At 71.2% G+C, this 15,999-nt stretch carries 17 protein-coding genes; 5 read left to right on the plus strand and 12 right to left on the minus strand.

The window, feature by feature from the left end; genetic code table 11:
- Positions 1-6: 6 nt before the first annotated feature.
- Genes JOE59_RS12360 through JOE59_RS12370 form a run of 3 tightly spaced genes read left to right on the plus strand, consistent with a single transcriptional unit; the run spans position 7 to position 2,548 of the window.
- On the plus strand, positions 7-717 hold the full coding sequence (locus JOE59_RS12360; RefSeq protein WP_239560237.1) for a DUF2306 domain-containing protein: 711 nt from the start codon (positions 7-9) through the stop codon (positions 715-717).
- 5 nt (positions 718-722) lie between these two features.
- Positions 723-1,877: a sensor histidine kinase gene (locus JOE59_RS12365; RefSeq protein WP_204460868.1), complete on the plus strand. Its 1,155-nt coding sequence runs from the start codon at positions 723-725 to the stop codon at positions 1,875-1,877.
- Positions 1,874-2,548 carry a response regulator gene (locus JOE59_RS12370; RefSeq protein ID WP_204463382.1) on the plus strand — a complete coding sequence of 225 codons (675 nt, stop codon included), beginning with the start codon at positions 1,874-1,876 and terminating at the stop codon, positions 2,546-2,548. Before JOE59_RS12365 ends, JOE59_RS12370 begins: the two co-directional genes overlap by 4 nt.
- 14 nt (positions 2,549-2,562) lie before the next feature.
- On the opposite strand, the gene JOE59_RS12375 is transcribed toward JOE59_RS12370, so the two are convergent.
- Entirely contained in the window at positions 2,563-3,066 is a 504-nt protein-coding gene (locus JOE59_RS12375) for a bifunctional nuclease family protein (RefSeq protein WP_204460869.1), read from the minus strand.
- A 164-nt stretch (positions 3,067-3,230) separates the two neighbouring features.
- On the opposite strand from JOE59_RS12375, the gene JOE59_RS12380 reads away from it, so the two are divergent.
- Entirely contained in the window at positions 3,231-4,370 is a 1,140-nt protein-coding gene (locus JOE59_RS12380; RefSeq protein WP_204460871.1) for an acyl-CoA dehydrogenase family protein, read from the plus strand.
- Between the two features lie 13 nt (positions 4,371-4,383).
- On the opposite strand, the gene JOE59_RS18795 is transcribed toward JOE59_RS12380, so the two are convergent.
- Genes JOE59_RS18795 through JOE59_RS12400 form a run of 4 tightly spaced genes read right to left on the minus strand, consistent with a single transcriptional unit; the run spans position 4,384 to position 8,342 of the window.
- On the minus strand, positions 4,384-4,974 hold the full coding sequence (locus JOE59_RS18795; RefSeq protein ID WP_204460874.1) for a TetR/AcrR family transcriptional regulator: 591 nt from the start codon (positions 4,972-4,974) through the stop codon (positions 4,384-4,386).
- A gap of 1 nt (position 4,975) precedes the next feature.
- Complete coding sequence (locus JOE59_RS12390; RefSeq protein WP_204460876.1) at positions 4,976-6,562, minus strand: cytochrome b/b6 domain-containing protein; 1,587 nt, start codon at positions 6,560-6,562, stop codon at positions 4,976-4,978.
- Between the two features lie 6 nt (positions 6,563-6,568).
- Positions 6,569-7,555 carry an electron transfer flavoprotein subunit alpha/FixB family protein gene (locus JOE59_RS12395; RefSeq protein WP_204460878.1) on the minus strand — a complete coding sequence of 329 codons (987 nt, stop codon included), beginning with the start codon at positions 7,553-7,555 and terminating at the stop codon, positions 6,569-6,571.
- Positions 7,556-7,565: 10 nt separating this feature from the next.
- Positions 7,566-8,342, minus strand: a complete 777-nt coding sequence (locus tag JOE59_RS12400) for an electron transfer flavoprotein subunit beta/FixA family protein (RefSeq protein WP_204460881.1) — start codon at positions 8,340-8,342, stop codon at positions 7,566-7,568.
- A gap of 164 nt (positions 8,343-8,506) precedes the next feature.
- Here JOE59_RS12400 and JOE59_RS12405 point away from each other — a divergent pair, with 164 nt between their 5' ends.
- Complete coding sequence (locus JOE59_RS12405; RefSeq protein WP_204460884.1) at positions 8,507-10,303, plus strand: acyl-CoA dehydrogenase C-terminal domain-containing protein; 1,797 nt, start codon at positions 8,507-8,509, stop codon at positions 10,301-10,303.
- Positions 10,304-10,412: 109 nt separating this feature from the next.
- Here the strand turns inward: JOE59_RS12405 and JOE59_RS12410 are convergent, their stop codons facing one another.
- From JOE59_RS12410 to JOE59_RS12440, 7 genes are all read right to left on the minus strand, one after another.
- Entirely contained in the window at positions 10,413-11,312 is a 900-nt protein-coding gene (locus JOE59_RS12410) for a lytic transglycosylase domain-containing protein (protein ID WP_239560238.1), read from the minus strand.
- A gap of 150 nt (positions 11,313-11,462) precedes the next feature.
- A complete protein-coding gene (locus JOE59_RS12415) occupies positions 11,463-12,236 on the minus strand; it encodes a PspA/IM30 family protein (protein ID WP_204460886.1) in 774 nt (257 codons plus the stop codon).
- Positions 12,233-12,865 (minus strand): hypothetical protein, encoded by a 633-nt coding sequence (locus JOE59_RS12420; protein WP_204460889.1) that lies wholly within the window; start codon positions 12,863-12,865, stop codon positions 12,233-12,235. The genes JOE59_RS12415 and JOE59_RS12420 overlap by 4 nt, the downstream gene beginning before the upstream one ends.
- Positions 12,866-13,067: 202 nt before the next feature.
- Positions 13,068-13,955: a ferredoxin family protein gene (locus JOE59_RS12425; protein WP_307837054.1), complete on the minus strand. Its 888-nt coding sequence runs from the start codon at positions 13,953-13,955 to the stop codon at positions 13,068-13,070.
- Positions 13,952-15,187, minus strand: a complete 1,236-nt coding sequence (locus JOE59_RS12430) for a cupin domain-containing protein (RefSeq protein WP_204460892.1) — start codon at positions 15,185-15,187, stop codon at positions 13,952-13,954. The genes JOE59_RS12425 and JOE59_RS12430 overlap by 4 nt, the downstream gene beginning before the upstream one ends.
- Positions 15,187-15,444, minus strand: a complete 258-nt coding sequence (locus JOE59_RS12435) for a hypothetical protein (RefSeq protein ID WP_056657317.1) — start codon at positions 15,442-15,444, stop codon at positions 15,187-15,189. Before JOE59_RS12435 ends, JOE59_RS12430 begins: the two co-directional genes overlap by 1 nt.
- A gap of 115 nt (positions 15,445-15,559) precedes the next feature.
- Positions 15,560-15,961, minus strand: coding sequence for a hypothetical protein (locus JOE59_RS12440; RefSeq protein WP_204460893.1), 402 nt, complete (start codon positions 15,959-15,961; stop codon positions 15,560-15,562).
- Positions 15,962-15,999 lie beyond the last annotated feature (38 nt).

Here is a 15,999-nt window from a genome sequence, read left to right on the forward strand (position 1 = left end):
CGGGTCATGACCGAAGCATCCGCTCGCCCCATCATGTCGCGCACGACTGCGACCCGCCGCCGGGAATGGCTCGCACCAGCCGGCCTCATCCTCCTCAGCCTCGTGCCGATCGTCGCCGGCAGCATGCGGCTCACCGAACTCGCGAGCGACCCGGTCGTGACGGCCGACAATGCGCGGTTCGTCGTGTTCCCCGCGCCGGTCGTCGTGCACATCGTCGGCGCGACCGTCTTCGCGCTGCTCGGCGCCCTGCAGTTCGCGCCGTCGCTGCGGCGTCATCGCTGGCACCGCCTCTCGGGACGCATCGCGGCGCCGGCCGGCCTCCTCGCCGCCCTGTCGGGCCTCTGGCTGACGGTCTTCTCCGACCTGCCCACCTCCGACGGACAGGCGCTGCTCTTCATCCGCCTCGTGTTCGGCACCGCGATGGCCGCGAGCATCGTGGTCGCCTTCGTCGCGATCCGGCGCGGCGACATCCGCACCCACAGCGCATGGATGACTCGCGGCTACGCGATCGGCCTGGCCGCGGGCACGCAGGTGTTCACGATGCTCCCGTGGTTCCTGCTGTTCGGCGTGCCCGATGTGAACCAGCGCGCCGCGCTCATGGCCGCCGGCTGGCTGATCAACCTCGCCGTCGCCGAGGTCGTCATCCGGCGCCGCGACGCCCGCGGCATGTTCCGTCCTTCCGGCCGATCCGCCCGTGCCGCCGCAGCCCTACGATGAGGGGCATGACGAGCCCCGCCCGCGCGCTGTGGCATGCGCCGGCCGCGTCGCCGCCCCCGCCCCGCCGCGTCTGGCGCGACTGGGTGCTCGTCGCGGCCATCCCGCCGCTCGTGCTGCTCGAGGCGGCGCTGCGCACCGACGTGCCGTGGCGCTGGCTCTGGGCCGTCGTGCTCATCGCCCTCGTGCCGACCCTGCTCTGGCGACGCACCCGGCCGCTCCTCATGCTCGTCATCGCGTTCGGCACCGGCGCGGTGGTCTCGGTGGCGACGGGCGGCGACCCGCAGCTCGCCGCGACCGCCTACATGCTCGTGCTCGTCTACGCCGCGTTCCGGTGGGGCGACGGCCCGGCGCGCATCGTCGGCGCAGCGCTCCTCGTCGGCTCGACGACGCTCTCCCTCGCCTTCGGACCGACGACGCTCACCGATCTCATCGGCGGCACGGCCGTGCTCGTCGCCACGATCTCGCTCGGCGCGGCGTTCCGCTGGCGGGCGGGGTCGCGCGCCCGCGAACTCGACCGGGTGAAACTCGACGAGCGCGAGCAGCTCGCTCGCGACCTGCACGACACCGTGGCGCACCACGTCTCGGCGATCGCGATCCAGGCGCAGGCCGGCACGGTGCTGGCGGCCACCGACCCCGATGCCGCGATCGCAGCGCTGCGCACCATCGAGGGCGAGGCCTCGCGCACGCTCGCCGAGATGCGATCGATCGTGCGGGTGCTGCGCCGAGCGGATGCCGCCGAGCTCGCGCCGGGGCCGGGCCTCGGCGATCTCCGTGGACTCGCGTCGGCCGCCTCGGCCGACTCCGCCGACTCGGCATCGGCATCTCCCCGCGTCGAGGTGCGGGTCACCGGCGACGCCGAGTCCGTGCCGCCGACGATCGGCGCCGCCGTCTACCGCATGGCGCAGGAGTCGGTGACGAACGCGCGGCGTCATGCTCGCGGGGCGACTCGGGTCGAGGTGCTCGTGCAGGTCGACGACGCCGGCATCCGGCTCGACGTGCACGACGACGGCGCCGCTGCGGCATCCGCTTCGCCCGGGTTCGGCATCGTCGGCATGGTCGAGCGCGCGACACTGCTCGGCGGCACGTGCGCTGCGGGCGCAGCGCCCGAGGGCGGCTGGACCGTGACCGCGGCACTCCCCCGCAGCGGGTGGTCGACGTGACCGTGCGCGTGCTGATCGCCGACGACCAGGAGCTCGTGCGGGCGGGGCTCCGGGTGCTCCTCGACACGCAGCCCGACATCGAGGTGATCGCCGAGGCCGCCGACGGCGCGGAGGCGATCGCCCTCGCGCGGCGGCTGCGGCCCGACGTGTGCCTCCTCGACATCCGCATGCCGGGCACCGACGGCCTCGAGGCCACCAGGGCGATCGCCGGTCCGGATGTCGCGGAGCCGATCCCGGTCGTCGTGATCACGACCTTCGACCTCGATGAGTACGTCTACGCGGCCCTGCGCGCCGGCGCTCGAGGGTTCCTCCTGAAGGACGCCGGCCCGGCCATGCTCGCCGAGGCCGTGCACGCCGCCGCTCGCGGTGACGCCCTCATCGCGCCGAACGTGACCGTGCGACTGCTCGAGGCGTTCGCCGAGGCGAACCCGGTCGACACACGAGACGACGCGCACGGTGCGCCGCTCCTCGAACCGCTCACCGCCCGCGAGCGCGAGGTGCTCGCCGCGGTCGCCCGCGGCCTCGGCAACACCGAGATCGCCGGCGAACTGCACATCTCGCTCAGCACGGTGAAGACGCACATCGCGAGCCTCATGACGAAGCTCGGTGCGCGCAACCGGGTCGAGCTCGCGATCTGGGCGCTCGGCGAGGGCCGCGGCCGTCGCGACTGAGGCCTTCGGGCCGGTCAGCCCTGGAAGTCCTCCGGGTCCACGTCCTCGAGGAATCGCTTGAACTCGTCGAGCCTCGCCTCATCGCCGGCCTCGGTGCCGAAGTCGACCATCTCGGCCGGGATGCCTGCGGCCTCGAGCACGTCTTCGGCGACCCAGATGGTGGCGTCAGCCCGCAACGCGAGCGCGATGGCGTCGGACGGACGCGAATCGATGGTCTGCGGCCCCGAGGGGGTCGTGAGCGAGAGCTCGGCGAAGAACGTGCCCTCCTCGATGCGGGTCAGGTCCACCCGCCGGAGCTCGGCCCCGACCGCGCCGAACAGCGTGGCGATCAGGTCGTGCGACAGCGGCCGGGGCGGCTGTCGCCCCTCGAGGGCGATGAGGATCGACGTTGCCTCCTGCGAACCGATCCAGACCGGCAGCACGAGCCCGGTGCCCGTCTCCTCGTGCAGCGGCTTCAGCAGCACGAGATTGCGCTGCAGGGAATCGAGCGCGATTCCGAGGACTCGAACCTGGACCACTTGCCTCCCGCCGGATGATCGGGTGTGACCCTGCCATCGTACGTCGAGCGCCGCTCAGCGGCCCCGGGCGTCTGGGATGCAACACGGAACGGACCGTCCGCCCCGATCACGGCACGCGCGACTAGGCTCGGCCTCGGCGGCAGCGACGAAGGGCCGAGGGAACCATGGGGAACGCACTCACCGAAGACCAGCTCGCGATCGTCGATGCGGTGCGCGAATTCACGGCGACCGAGCTCGCCCCGTTCGCGAACGAACGCGACCAGACGAAGCAGTTCCCGATCGAGGCGCTCGAACACGCCGGCCGACTCGGTCTCGGGGGCATCTACGTGCGCGAGGACGTCGGGGGCTCGGAGCTCGGCCGGTTCACGGCCGCGCTCATCTTCGAGGAGCTCGCCCGCGGCGACACCGCGATCGCGGCCTACCTCTCGATCCACAACATGGTCGCGTGGATGATCGACCGCTACGGCGACGACGCGCAGCGCGAGCAGTGGCTGCCCGCGCTCACGACGCTCGTGGATCGCGGCAGCTACTGCCTCACCGAGCCGTCGGCGGGGTCGGATGCCGCGGCGATCACGACGACCGCCAGGCGCGAGGGCGACGAGTACGTGCTGAACGGCGTGAAGCAGTTCATCTCGGGCGCCGGGTCCTCCGCGGTGTATCTCGTCTTCGCGCGCACCGGGGAGCCAGGGTCGCGCGGCATCAGCGCGATCGTCGTGCCCGCCGGGGCATCCGGTCTCTCATTCGGCCCCGACGAGAAGAAGATGGGCTGGAATGCGCAGCCGACGCGCCAGGTCGTGCTCGAAGACGTGCGGGTGCCCGTCGGCAACCGCCTCGGCGCCGAGGGCGACGGCTTCGCGATCGCGATGTCGGGACTCGACGGCGGCCGGGTGAACATCGCCGCGTGCTCCATCGGCGGTGCGCAGTGGGCGCTCGACCAGACCCTCCGCTACGTGCAGGAGCGCGAGACGTTCGGGCATCCGCTCGGCGAGCATCAGTCGGTCGTCTTCACGCTCGCCGACATGGCCACCGACCTCCACGCAGCGCGACTGCTCGTGCACGACGCCGCAGAGGCCCTCGATGCCGGACGCCCCGATGCCACCTCGAGGTGCGCGATGGCGAAGCGGTTCGCGACCGATGCCGCGTTCACGGCGGCGAACAGCGCCCTGCAGCTGCACGGCGGCTACGGCTATCTCTCGGAGTACGGCATCGAGCGGGTGGTGCGCGACCTGCGGGTGCACCAGATCCTCGAGGGCACGAACGAGATCATGCGCATGATCGTCGGCCGGCGGCTGCTCGGCCGCTGACGCGAGCCTCGCCTCAGCCCTCGACCGTGAGCATGCCGTGGTGCAGCAGATCGAGGTAGTTCTCGCTGATGCTCGCCGCCGTGTGACTGCCGCCGGGGCGGAACCAGAACACCGTCGACCATACGGCGTCGCGGATGAACCGGAACGCGAGCCGAGGATCGATGGTGTCGCGGAACACGCCGGTGGCCTGCCCCTCCATGATCTGCTCGAGCCAGAGCTCCTCGATGCGCACGGCACCGTCGGCGAGGAACTCGAACCCCGGCTGAGTCATGAGGAAGCCGGTCTCGTTCTGGTAGATGCGCACGTCGTCGGGCCGCTGCTCGATCGTGAGGAACGCGTGCTCGATCAACTGGTCGAGGCGCTCGCGTGCGCTGCCCCCGCTTGCGGCGATGCGCTCGAACGCCGAGAGCGTGTCGTGCTGGAAGCCGTGCAGGATCTCCTGCAGCACCGCCTCCTTGGAGGCGAAGTGGTGGTAGAGGCTGCCCGACAGGATGCCGGCCTCGTCGGCGATGTCGCGCACGGTCGTCGCCGAGTACCCGCGGGCGGCGATGAGCCGCCTCGCGATGACGATGATCTGGTCGCGCCGTTCGGAACCGTCGCCCACGTCAGCGCCCGCTGACCTTGCCGAAGAGGCGGGCGATGGGCGCGAGCACGAGCGGGCGCGCGGCGACCCAGACCGCCGCGATCACCACGAGCGAGGCGACGAAGATCCAGAACCCGGTCCAGTTCACGACGTCCTGGCTCGCGTACATGTGGTTGAGGTTGCGGAGCGCGCCGGTCGCGAACACGAGACCCACGTGCACGATGATGAACGCCACGAAGTAGAGCATCACCGGGAAGTGCACGGCGCGCGCCCACTCCACCGGGTAGATGCGGTTCAGCGTCTTCGCGTTCTTCGGCCAGAGGCCCGACATGCGCACGCCCGTGATCGCCGCGAGCGGCGCCGCGATGAAGACGGTGAGGAAGTAGGCGATCTGCTGCAGGCTGTTGTAGTTCACCCAGCCGTTCTCGGTCGGCCAGTCGAGCGAGAGGTACTGCAGCAGGGCCGACAGCGCGTTCGGGAAGACCTCCCAGCTCGTCGGCACGATCCGCATCCACTGCCCGGTCGCGAAGAGGAGCACGACGAACACCGCGCCGTTGACGAGCCACAGGATGTCGAGCGACTGGTGGAACCACAGCGAGAGGCTGATCTTGCGCTGCGGGTTCCAGCGCGGCGACCAGAACGCGGTCGGCCGCTTCTGGGTCCGCACCTGCAGGCCCGATCGCATGATGAGCACGATCAGGAAGACGTTGAAGAAGTGCTGCCAGCCGATCCAGGCCGGGATGCCGATGGGCGCCGACTCGGGCAGGTGGTACTCGCCCGGGTAGGCAGCGATGAAGTCCTGCATCGGCGCGAGGCCGAGCAGCCAGTTGACCACGACCACGACGCCGGTGGCGGCGAGCAGCAGGCCGAACCCGCCGATGACGAGCGCACCGGCCCACTCCGCACGCGAGTACGGACCGTACAGCTTCGGCCACGGCTCGGCAGCTGGGCGAGCGGATGCCGCGGCGGCCGCGACCGGGCGACGGGGCGGCTGCATCGGGGTGCGCTGAGGAGCCGGTGCCGCCACAGCCACGGGTGCGGCGGCGACTGCTGCTGCCACGACCGGTTCGGGTGTCGGCTCGGGAGCGACCTCGACCGCTGCTTCCGCGACGACGCGCTCGGGCCGCGCGGGCGCCGAACCGGCGGGCGGCCAGGGCTCGCCGTCGGGAGTGCGGGGCAGTCCACGGCGGAGCGCTTCGCCGCCACCGGCCGACGCCACCGCACCCGTAGCCGTAGCCGCAGCCGCGGGAACGGAGTCGGCGCGATCGACGACGGCAGCGACATCCGCTGCAGGGGTCGCGACCGCGGCAGCCGCCACGGTCTCGACGACCGGAGCGGTCGCGGCAGGCGGCCACGGTTCGCCGCCGGGCACGCGGGGCAGCCCGCGGCGCACGGGGCGAGCAGTCGATGCGACCGCGACGGCAGGAGCGACGGCGGCCGCAGGCGCAACCGGCGCCGCGACATCCGCCACCGCCGGAGCGCTCGCCTCAACGACCGCGACGGCAACCGGAGCCACCTCGACTCCCACGATCTCCGACACGGGGGGCCAGGGGTCACCGCCGGCGACGCGGGGCAGGCCCTGCCGCGTCGTTCGCCCGTAGGTCGCCATCGCGCGCTACGCCTTCCGCGCCTCGAGCGCGGCGATCAGCTGCGGCACGACCGTGAACAGGTCGCCCACGATGCCGAAGTCGGCGATCTCGAAGATCGGGGCGTCTCCGTCCTTGTTGATCGCGACGATCGTCTTCGCGGTCTGCATGCCGGCGCGGTGCTGGATCGCACCCGAGATGCCGAGCGCGATGTAGAGCTGCGGCGACACGGAGACGCCGGTCTGGCCGACCTGGTGCGACTGCGGGATGTAGCCGGCGTCGACCGCGGCACGCGACGCGCCGACGGCGGCGCCGAGCACGTCGGCGAGCTGCTCGACGAGCGCGAACTGGTCTTCGGAGCCGAGGCCGCGACCGCCCGAGACGACCTTCGCCGCACCGCGCAGCTCGGGGCGCGACGACGCGACGACCTCTTCTTCGAGCGCGCCGACCTCGGCGGCCTTCCGACCGGATGCCGCGACCTCGAGCCGCTCGATCGAGGCGGGCTGCGCCTCGGCGCGGGCGTCGATCGAGCCCTCGCGGACGGTGATGACCGGTGCACCCCAGGTGACGGCGGAGTCGACGTTGTAGGCGCCGCCGTACACGGAGTGGTGGGCGACGATGCCCTCGGAGTCACGGGAGACCCCGACGGCGTCGACCGCGAGGCCCGAGCGCGACCGCGCGGCGAAGCGGGCGGCGATCTCACGGCCCTCGATGGAGTTCGAGACGAGGATCGCGTCGGGTCGCACGAGTTCGGCGGCCGCGGCGAGCGCGTCGGCGCCCGGCACGGTGAGGCCCGAACCGGCAGCGGAGTGCTCGGCGACGAGCACACGGGCCCCGCCGAGCGCGGCGGCATCCGTTGCGGCCTGCTCGCCCGCACCGGGGGCGGCGACGAGCAGCGCGACAGGGGTGCCGACCCCGGCTGCGGCGCCGAGCAGGCCGGCGGCGCTCTTGGAGAGGGCCCCCGACGGCGTGACGTCGAGGAGCACGAGGATCGAGTCTGCGGAGTAGTCAGTCATCGGGGTCCCTTTACGCGAGCCGGTTCTGGACGAGGTACTCGGCGAGGCGCTCGCCGGCATCACCCTCGTCGACGATCTTGGTGCCCGCCGAGCGGGGCGGCTTCTCGCCGAGGGAGATCACGATCGAGCGCGACGCCTCGGTGCTCTCGGCGTCGACGCCGAGGTCGGTGAGCGAGAGCGTCTCGAACGGCTTCTTCTTGGCGGCCATGATGCCCTTGAAGTTCGGGAACCGGGCATCGGGCAGGGCCTCGGTGATCGAGATCACCGCGGGCAGCGACGCCGTGACCTGCATCGTGCCGTGGTCGGTCGCGCGCTCGCCGCGCAGTTCGGCGCCGTCGATCTCGACCGAGTTGAGGCTCGTCGCGTTCGGCACGTCGAGGAGCTCCGCGATCATGGCCGGCAGCACGCCGCCGGAACCGTCGGTCGACTGGTTGCCCGCGATCACGAGGTCGAAGCCGATGCGCTGCAGCGCGGCCGCGAGCACCTCCGCGGTGAGGCCGAGGTCGGCGCCGAGGAGCGCCTCGTCGGCGACCTGCACGGCACCCGCGGCGCCCATCGCGAGGCCCTTTCGCACGGTCGCCGCAGCCGACCCGGGTGACATCGACAGCACGACGACCTCGGTGTCGGCGTGGGAGTCGGCGTACGCGAGCGCCACCTCGAGCGCGCGCTCGCTGATCTCGTCGAGCACCGTCTCGCTCGCAGCGCGGTCGGCGAGGCCCGTCTGCAGGTTGAGCTTGCGGTCCCCGTACGTGTCGGGGACTTCCTTGACCAGGACGACGATCTTCATTCCGCTCCTTCGACGAGTTGCTTCATCCTAACCAAGCACTTGCTTGCCCGAAAAGGGGCCTGTTTTGTGGGATGCCGCCAAACCCGCTCGCGCAGCACCGGGCCGCACTCGTGGAACCCGCACAGTTCATGCCCACTCGAGAGACGCCGGGTTACGCTGCGGGCATGAGTGGATTCCGACCCCCTGTTGCAGATATCGCCTTCGCCCTCGAGCATGTCGTGGACTACGACGCCGTCGCGCAGCTGCCCGGCTTCGAGCACGCCGACCTCGAGACCGTCACCGAGATCCTCGACGAGGCCGGCAACTTCATGGCCGAAGTCGTCGCCCCGACCAACCGAGCCGGCGACCTCGAGGGTTCGAAGCTGAACTCCGACGGCTCCGTCACCACGGCCACCGGCTTCAAGGAGGCCTACTCGGCCTACGTCGACGCCGGCTGGGGCTCGGTGCCGCTGCCCGAGGCGTTCGGCGGCGGCGGATTCCCGCGCACGATCGGCCTCGCGCTCCAGGAGCTCATGGCGACCGCGAACATGGCCTTCGCCCTCGCGCCGCTGCTCACGCAGGGTGCGATCGAGGCGCTGCTGCACTACGGCAGCGACGAGCAGAAGCAGCAGTGGCTGCCGAAGATGGTCACCGGCGAGTGGGCCGGCACCATGAACCTCACCGAACCGCACGCCGGCACCGACGTCGGCGCGCTCACCACGAAGGCCGTCAAGCGCGACGACGGCACCTACGCCATCACGGGCCAGAAGATCTTCATCACCTTCGGCGACCACGACCTCAGCGAGCAGATCGTGCACCTCGTGCTCGCTCGCACCCCCGATGCGCCGGCCGGCACCAAGGGCATCTCGATCTTCATCGTGCCGAAGTTCCTCATGAACGACGACGGCTCGCTCGGCGAGCGCAACGGCGTGCACACCGTCGGCGTCGAGCACAAGATGGGCATCCACGGTTCGCCCACGTGCGTGCTCTCGTACGAGGACGCGACCGGCTACCTCGTCGGTGAAGAGAACATCGGCATGCGCATCATGTTCGTCATGATGAACAGCGCCCGCCTCTCGGTCGGCATGCAGGGCCTCGCGGTGTCGGAGCGCGCCTACCAGCAGTCGCTCGACTACGCGCGGGAGCGCATCCAGGGCCGCGCGATCGGCGCCACCCAGGACTCCCCCATCATCGACTTCCCCGACGTGCGCCGCATGCTCATGACGCAGAAGGCATACATCGCCGCGATGCGCCGCATGATGCTCCTGACCGCGACCTACACCGACGTGTCGACGCACCACCCCGACCCCGCGACGCGCGCTCGCGCCAACGAGATCGTCGGCCTGCTCACGCCCATCAACAAGTCGTTCGGCACCGACCTGGGCAACGAGCTCACCTCGCTCGCGCTGCAGATCCACGGTGGCATGGGCTTCATCGAGGAGACCGGCGCGGCACAGCACTACCGTGACGTGCGCATCGCCGCGATCTACGAGGGCACCAACGGCGTGCAGGCCGCCGACCTCGTCGGCCGCAAGCTCCCGGTGCGCGACGGGGCATCCGCTCTCGAGTTCATCGCGTCGATGCGCGAGCTCGACGGCGAACTCGCCGCTGCCGGTGAGGAATTCGCCTCGATCCGCACGCAGCTCGGCGCCCAGCTCGACGCGCTCGAGCAGACCACGATGTGGATGCTCCGCACCGGCGCCACCGACCCGAACGCCGTGCTCTCGGGCTCCACGCCGTACCAGCGCATCTGGGGTCTCGTGGTCGGCGGATGGCTCATGGCGAAGTCGGCCCTCGCCGCTCGCGGCCTCGACGACGACGGCACCGCCGAGACGCAGCTGCCGCTCGCACGGTTCTACGCCGAGCAGCTGCTGCCGCAGGCCGCAGGCCTCGTCGGCGCAGCAACCGCCGGGTCACGCGACCTCTTCGCTCTCAGCGGCGAGGCGCTCGGCAACGCAGCAGCCCGCGGAGTTCGCGTCTGATCCGACCGCTCAGCACGACCGATGCGCCCGCCCTCTCGAGGGCGGGCGCATCGTCGTTCACGCGGCATCGACGCGCATCGAGCGGATGCCGCGGCATCCGCTGCGCGGCTCAGTCGACCGAGTCGGCGAACTCGAGCGCGACGGTCGCGATCTTGTCGACGTAGTCGTTGTCGTGGTTGTACGAGAAGACGGCAGCACGCCAGCCCTCGGAGTTCGTCATCTCGCCCGACTCGCAGAGATAGCGCGCCGTCGACAGGGCCGCGTCGTCGATCTGGTTCGGGTCGGCGACACCGTCGCCGTCGCCGTCGCTGCCCCACTTCTGCCATGTCGAGGGGATGAACTGCATCGGGCCGACCGCGCGATCCCACTTGGTGTCGCCGTCGAACTCGCCGTCATCGGTGTCGTCGATCCTCGCGACGTCGGCGCCGCCGTCGAGGGCCGGGCCGATGATCGGCGGCTGGGCATTGCCGTTGGAGTCGAGCTTCGAATCGCCGTGGCGCCCGTGATCGGACTCGACGGCGCCGATCGCGGCGATCGTCGCCCAATCGAGACCGCACTCGGCGTCCTCCTCGGCGATCATGACGTGGGCCAGCGCATAGGCCGACAGCGCCCGCTTGGGAATGCCGGTGGCCTCGGAGATGGTCGCGAGCCACTCGGGGTCGACCGACGGCATGGGCGCCAGCTTCGAGCCGGAGAGTCCGGTCGGCTCCTCGGGAGTGCCGGCATCGCCGTCCGTCGGCTGCTCATCGACCTCGGCCTCGGGCGGCGTGGTCAGTTGCGGCATCGCCACACCCGGTCCGTAGGCGTCTGGCGCTGCGAAGCCGTCGGGGTTGGTCGCCGTGCCGACGAGGTTCACCGCGACGACACCGCCGACCACCAGTGCGACCGCCCCGACCACGATGCCGACGGATGCCGCGGCGCGCCGGACGAGCCGCCATTTCGACCCCGGCGCTCGGCCCGGGCGACGCTCTCCGTACTCGTCGTCGTCGAAATCGTCATGCCAGGACATCGGTGGCTCGCTCCGTTCAGGCGTGGGTGCAGGGTTCCCACCGGGTCGTTCTCCGCCGGCTCATCCGAGCCCGGCGATCACAACCGCTCCTTCACAGTACCCGCGCATCGCGGCTGCCGCATCAGTCGCGGCAGACGCCCGGGTACTGCGTCACCCCGCTCGCCCGATGCTCAACCACCCGTCGGGCCCCGGACGCTCCGTTGCACCGCCGGCCTGCCCCGATGCGCCCTTCAGCGCCTGCAGCTGGCGTTCGATCTCCGCCTGGGCCGAGACCGCGGCGAGCTGACGCTCGATGTCGGCGTCGGGTGCGGCCGTGAGGTCGGTCAGGGCGCCACTGGCGAGCAGTTCATCGGTCGCGGCGGCGCGGGCCTGCATCTGCGCGACGCGGTCGCGCGCGCGATCGAGGCTCGACCCGACGTCGGTGATGGTGTTGCTGATGCCGGACACGGCCTCGTTGGCGCGCACCTGCGCCTCGGATGCCGTGTACGTCGCCTTGATGGTCTCCTTCTCGATGCGGAACGCGGCCACCTGGTCGGTGAGCCGTCGCTCCCGGTCTTGCAGCTGCGCCGTCTGCCGATCGAGCGCGGTGAACTGCTGCTGCAACTGCGCGACCTGGCCTTCGAGCATGGCGCGACGCTCGAGCGCGGCCCGTGCGAGGTCTTCGCGCCCCTGCGCGAGCGCCTCCGCGGCCTGCGAACCCAGGCGCTGATAGCGCGCGCCCATCTCTTCGCCCTGCAACTCGATGCGCTTCTTGGCGGTCGCGACCTCGGCGACCGCGAGGCGCACCTGCTGAAGCAGTTTCACCTGCTGGTCGTAACTGTCGTCGAGGGTCTCACGCGGGTCCTCCATGCGATCGAGCGCCTTCGAGGTCTTGCTCCGGAAGATGGTCCGCATCCGCGCGGAGTTGCTGTTGCTGGTGCTCATGGTCGGTTCCCCTCATCTCGAACGGTGGAAGTCGTGGGTGGTCGCGTCACTGCGACGCGACCGTCACGTCGGTTCAGTGCCTGAAGTTCTTCGATGCCCGCCTGGAGCGCCGCGACCTCGCGGTCGACGTCCGAGCCGAGCATGGACAGGGCGTCGTCGGTCGTGCCCGAGAGATCGGATGCCACGGCATCACGCACCCGTCGCACGAGCGCCTCGACCTGATCGACGCGGCGACGAGCCGCGGGTATCTCCTCGGCGAGCACAGCGGTACTCGTCTCGGACTCCATCAACCGCAGCTGCAGGTCGAGCACGCCGCCCTCGTCGCTGATTCGCCGGAAGAGCCGTGGCAGCTCGCCGCGGGCACCGCCCGATCCGCCCGATTCGCCGGCGAGATCGACGGCGGCGGCGCCGCTGCGCAATGCGTCATCGAGACGCACCCGCAGGGCGAGCACCGTACGCTGCGGCCCGTGGCTCACTCGCGCGCGGGCGCGCAGCGCCGTCGCCCCGACGCGACTCCGTCTGATGCGGCGCACGAGCGCTCGCACGACGAGCACGAACGTCACCATGACGGCGATCGAGAGCAGCACGATCGTGCCGAGCCCGATCAGGATCGCTTCGATGCCGGTCACGTGCACCACCCCGCTCAATTCCGACAGCACTGCCGAGAACGCGATATAACGCGTCTCGCACAAGATACTCCGGAATCGCCGGAACCGTGAGCCCCGGCGCCCGATTCGCAGGCAGCACGCAGGGGCGACGCCGACGCCGCCCGTTCAGTTGATGATCTCGCGGCGCTGCGAGAGGAGCGGGTCGGTGCACCATCCCACTCGGCTAAGGCCCGCTGATCGACCGGAGCGCATACTGCCGCACCTGCACGAACCGGGTCGCGGCGCACGTCGACAACAGGGGTTCGGAGCGGGTCTCCTCGAGCTCGACGACGAGGTCGCCACGGTCGCCGCCGAGCCGAACGCGCCATCCGGTGTCAGCCGCCTCCTCGGCGATCGGCGCATACGAGTCGATGCGTTCGTCGCCGAGCGCCTCACGGGCGAAGTGCTGGGCGGCCTGCACCGGATGCGTCAGCGAGCTGCGCCCCCGGTATCGGTCGGGCACGATGCGGCCGGCGTCGAAGGCGTCGGCGATGCGCACGGGGTCGCCGTCGTCGGCGTACCCGTAGTAGAGCCCGTGCGGGAAGACCACCATGGTTCCGGCGAACCGGTCGCCGCCGAGGTGCGAGCACTCCCAGGTCTCGTCAGGGCGCGCTTCGGCGAGCGCGGCGACCACCCGACGACCGCGCACCGCGCAGCATCGGTCGTGCCGGGCATGAGTGCAGACGCAGTAGACGGGCTGCGACGACGGCGTGCCCGTCGACCCGTCGAGCGGCACGTCGAGCAGGGCCGCCGCATTCGGCACCTCACCCCAGACGACGCGCTCGCGACCCGGCCGTGAATCGACGATCGCCCACCGCTGCACCGTCGGAGCAGCGCGCCGACCGGTGCGGCGGATCGCGAGCGGCCGCATGCCGGCGCCCTCGATGCGCCGCACCAGCGCGCGCCCGAGTTCGCGGTCGAACGGCGCGTCGAGCAGGGCGTTCTGCCCCCAGCTGCCCGCCACTTCGATGAGGAACCAGCGCAGCCCGCGCGGGCCGGTGCCGACGAGCGGATCGCTCCGCTCCCGAGCGCGATCGCTGCACGGTGCCCAGTGCTCGACGGCGAGAGTCACGCGGGTGCCACCACGAACCCCTCGCGCACGAGGCGGTGCACCACGACGACCGCGCTCTCGGCGTCGAGGCCGGGCAGCTCGCCCGCCCTGACGGCGCCTCCCGCTGCGAGCCGGCGCACGGCCTGTTCGGCCTCGATCGGGAGCGACAACGTCTTCGCACGCCCCACGATGCGCACACGGTCGTCGATGGTCGTGACGAGCACGGGCAGCGATGCGCGCCAGCGCACGGCCGTCGACGCATCCAGCGCCTCGAGCGCCTCGAGCGTCGCGAGCGGCGCGACCGGTTCCGCGCGGGTCTCGCCGTCGAACCGGTTCGCGAGCACGGCGGCCGGCCGCGAGGCATCCGTCTGCTGCAGCGTCTCGACGAGTGCCTGCACCGTCTGCGCGACGATGGGTGCGAGCGCATCCTCGTCGCGCAGGTCGATGCCGAGCGGAAGCGAGGTGCGCAGCGCGGCATTCTCGCCGACCCCGCGCAGCAGCACGTCGACCACGTCGGCGCGAGTGAAGGGCGCCATGCCGATCGTCAGGTGCACGGATGTCGCGCCGAGCGCCGTCGCCGAATGGATCCACCCGCGCGGCAGGTAGAGCGCATCGCCCGGGCGCAGCACCGCATCGATGACCGGCTCCCCCGTGGCCGCACGCGCCACGGCGCCGCGGTGCTGGTCCCACGGCTGGGCGCGCAGCGGATCGACGTGCACCGGCGCGTGGATGCGCCAGTGCTTCTCGCCCGAGATCTGCAGCACGAAGACGTCGTGGGTGTCGTAGTGCGGGTCGAACCCCTGCGACGACGGCGGCGTGACGTAGGCGTTGACCTGCGCCGGGTGGCCGAGGTCGTCGATGAGCTCGCGTGTGTAGTCGATGATCGGCGGCCACAGCCGGTGCAGTCCCTGCAGCACGATGGTCGCGCCGCCGGCGAACTCGGCGAGCACCTTGTCGCTCGAGACCTGGTCCGCGACCTCGGCCCCGAAACCACCCGAGGCGGTGTACGCGGATGCCGCGAGCACCGCGCCCTCGTTCGCCATGCGGATGAACGGCGTGCGCACCCCGCGACGCGTGATGAGCTCGTCGACGGCGGCGACCGAGAAGAGGTCGTCGAAGCCGGCCCCGAGCTCGGCGGCGGTCGAGAGCAGCGGTTCGCGACCCCAGTACCGTTCGGCGAACTCGTCAGCCGGGACACGGATGCAGCGCGAAAGCGCGGGCCGCTCGATCGGCCCGCGCTCCGATTCGGTCACTACGCCGAACCGTCGGCGCCGCCGTCGTGACCACCGGGGTTCGCACCGCCATCGGCGACGCCCTCCCCCGCTGCCGCGGACCCGTCGGCGCCGCCGTCGTGACCACCGGGGTTCGCACCGCCGTCGGCGACGCCCTCTCCTTCAGCGGCCGATCCGTCGGCGCCTCCATCGTGGCCCTTCGGGTTGGCACCGCCATCGGCGGTGCCTTCCCCTTCGGCTCCGGGCTCGAGGGTGATGTCGTCATCGTTGATCGTCATGAGATTTCCTCTCCTCGCCTGCCCGCTCAGCGTATCGAGGGCGCCGTTCCTGCGGAATGGGTTGACGAATCCGATCGCAGCGATGTGAGCACGATCGGGGATCCGCTCGATGAGCTCACTGCGCTCGCAGAGCATCGAACGGCGCGATCGTGACGATGCCTTCCACCTGGCGCGCGAGTTCGGGGTCGAGGGTGATGAAGGCGTCGGCCTGCAGCTTGGCGACGGCGACGAATTCGGCGTTCGTCGTATCCTCCCAGTCGAACAGCTCGGCGACCTTCCAGGCGACCGCACGAGACACGCGGTCGCCCAAGAGACGCACACGCACCGACGTGAGCCGGTTCAGTTGCACGTGCGCAGCATCGCCGCTCAGCTCTCCACTGCGAACTCCGCGGTACAGGTGCGACATCACCCGCGAGCGGAGCACGTTCGGTGCGACCAGCTGGTGGGAATCCGGCACGGTGACCCCCTCCTGCACCAGTCGCAGCGCCGTAAGGGTGTCGATCGCGAATCGTGTCATGGCCTGCTCCTCCGCCGGTCCCTGCGGCACACGATACG

It is taken from the genome of Agromyces cerinus, assembly GCF_016907835.1.
GTDB classification, from domain to species: Bacteria; Actinomycetota; Actinomycetes; order Actinomycetales; family Microbacteriaceae; genus Agromyces; species Agromyces nitratus.

Bases quoted from the DNA above. Each gene is read 5' to 3' on its own strand.
- JOE59_RS12360 (WP_239560237.1), top strand. From the start codon at position 7: ATGACCGAAGCATCCGCTCGCCCCATCATGTCGCGCACGACTGCGACC.
- JOE59_RS12365 (WP_204460868.1), top strand. From the start codon at position 723: ATGACGAGCCCCGCCCGCGCGCTGTGGCATGCGCCGGCCGCGTCGCCG.
- JOE59_RS12380 (WP_204460871.1), top strand. From the start codon at position 3,231: ATGGGGAACGCACTCACCGAAGACCAGCTCGCGATCGTCGATGCGGTG.
- JOE59_RS12390 (WP_204460876.1), bottom strand. From the start codon at position 6,562: ATGGCGACCTACGGGCGAACGACGCGGCAGGGCCTGCCCCGCGTCGCC.
- JOE59_RS12395 (WP_204460878.1), bottom strand. From the start codon at position 7,555: ATGACTGACTACTCCGCAGACTCGATCCTCGTGCTCCTCGACGTCACG.
- JOE59_RS12400 (WP_204460881.1), bottom strand. From the start codon at position 8,342: ATGAAGATCGTCGTCCTGGTCAAGGAAGTCCCCGACACGTACGGGGAC.
- JOE59_RS12405 (WP_204460884.1), top strand. From the start codon at position 8,507: ATGAGTGGATTCCGACCCCCTGTTGCAGATATCGCCTTCGCCCTCGAG.
- JOE59_RS12410 (WP_239560238.1), bottom strand. From the start codon at position 11,312: ATGTCCTGGCATGACGATTTCGACGACGACGAGTACGGAGAGCGTCGC.
- JOE59_RS12415 (WP_204460886.1), bottom strand. From the start codon at position 12,236: ATGAGCACCAGCAACAGCAACTCCGCGCGGATGCGGACCATCTTCCGG.
- JOE59_RS12435 (WP_056657317.1), bottom strand. From the start codon at position 15,444: ATGACGATCAACGATGACGACATCACCCTCGAGCCCGGAGCCGAAGGG.
- JOE59_RS12440 (WP_204460893.1), bottom strand. From the start codon at position 15,961: ATGACACGATTCGCGATCGACACCCTTACGGCGCTGCGACTGGTGCAG.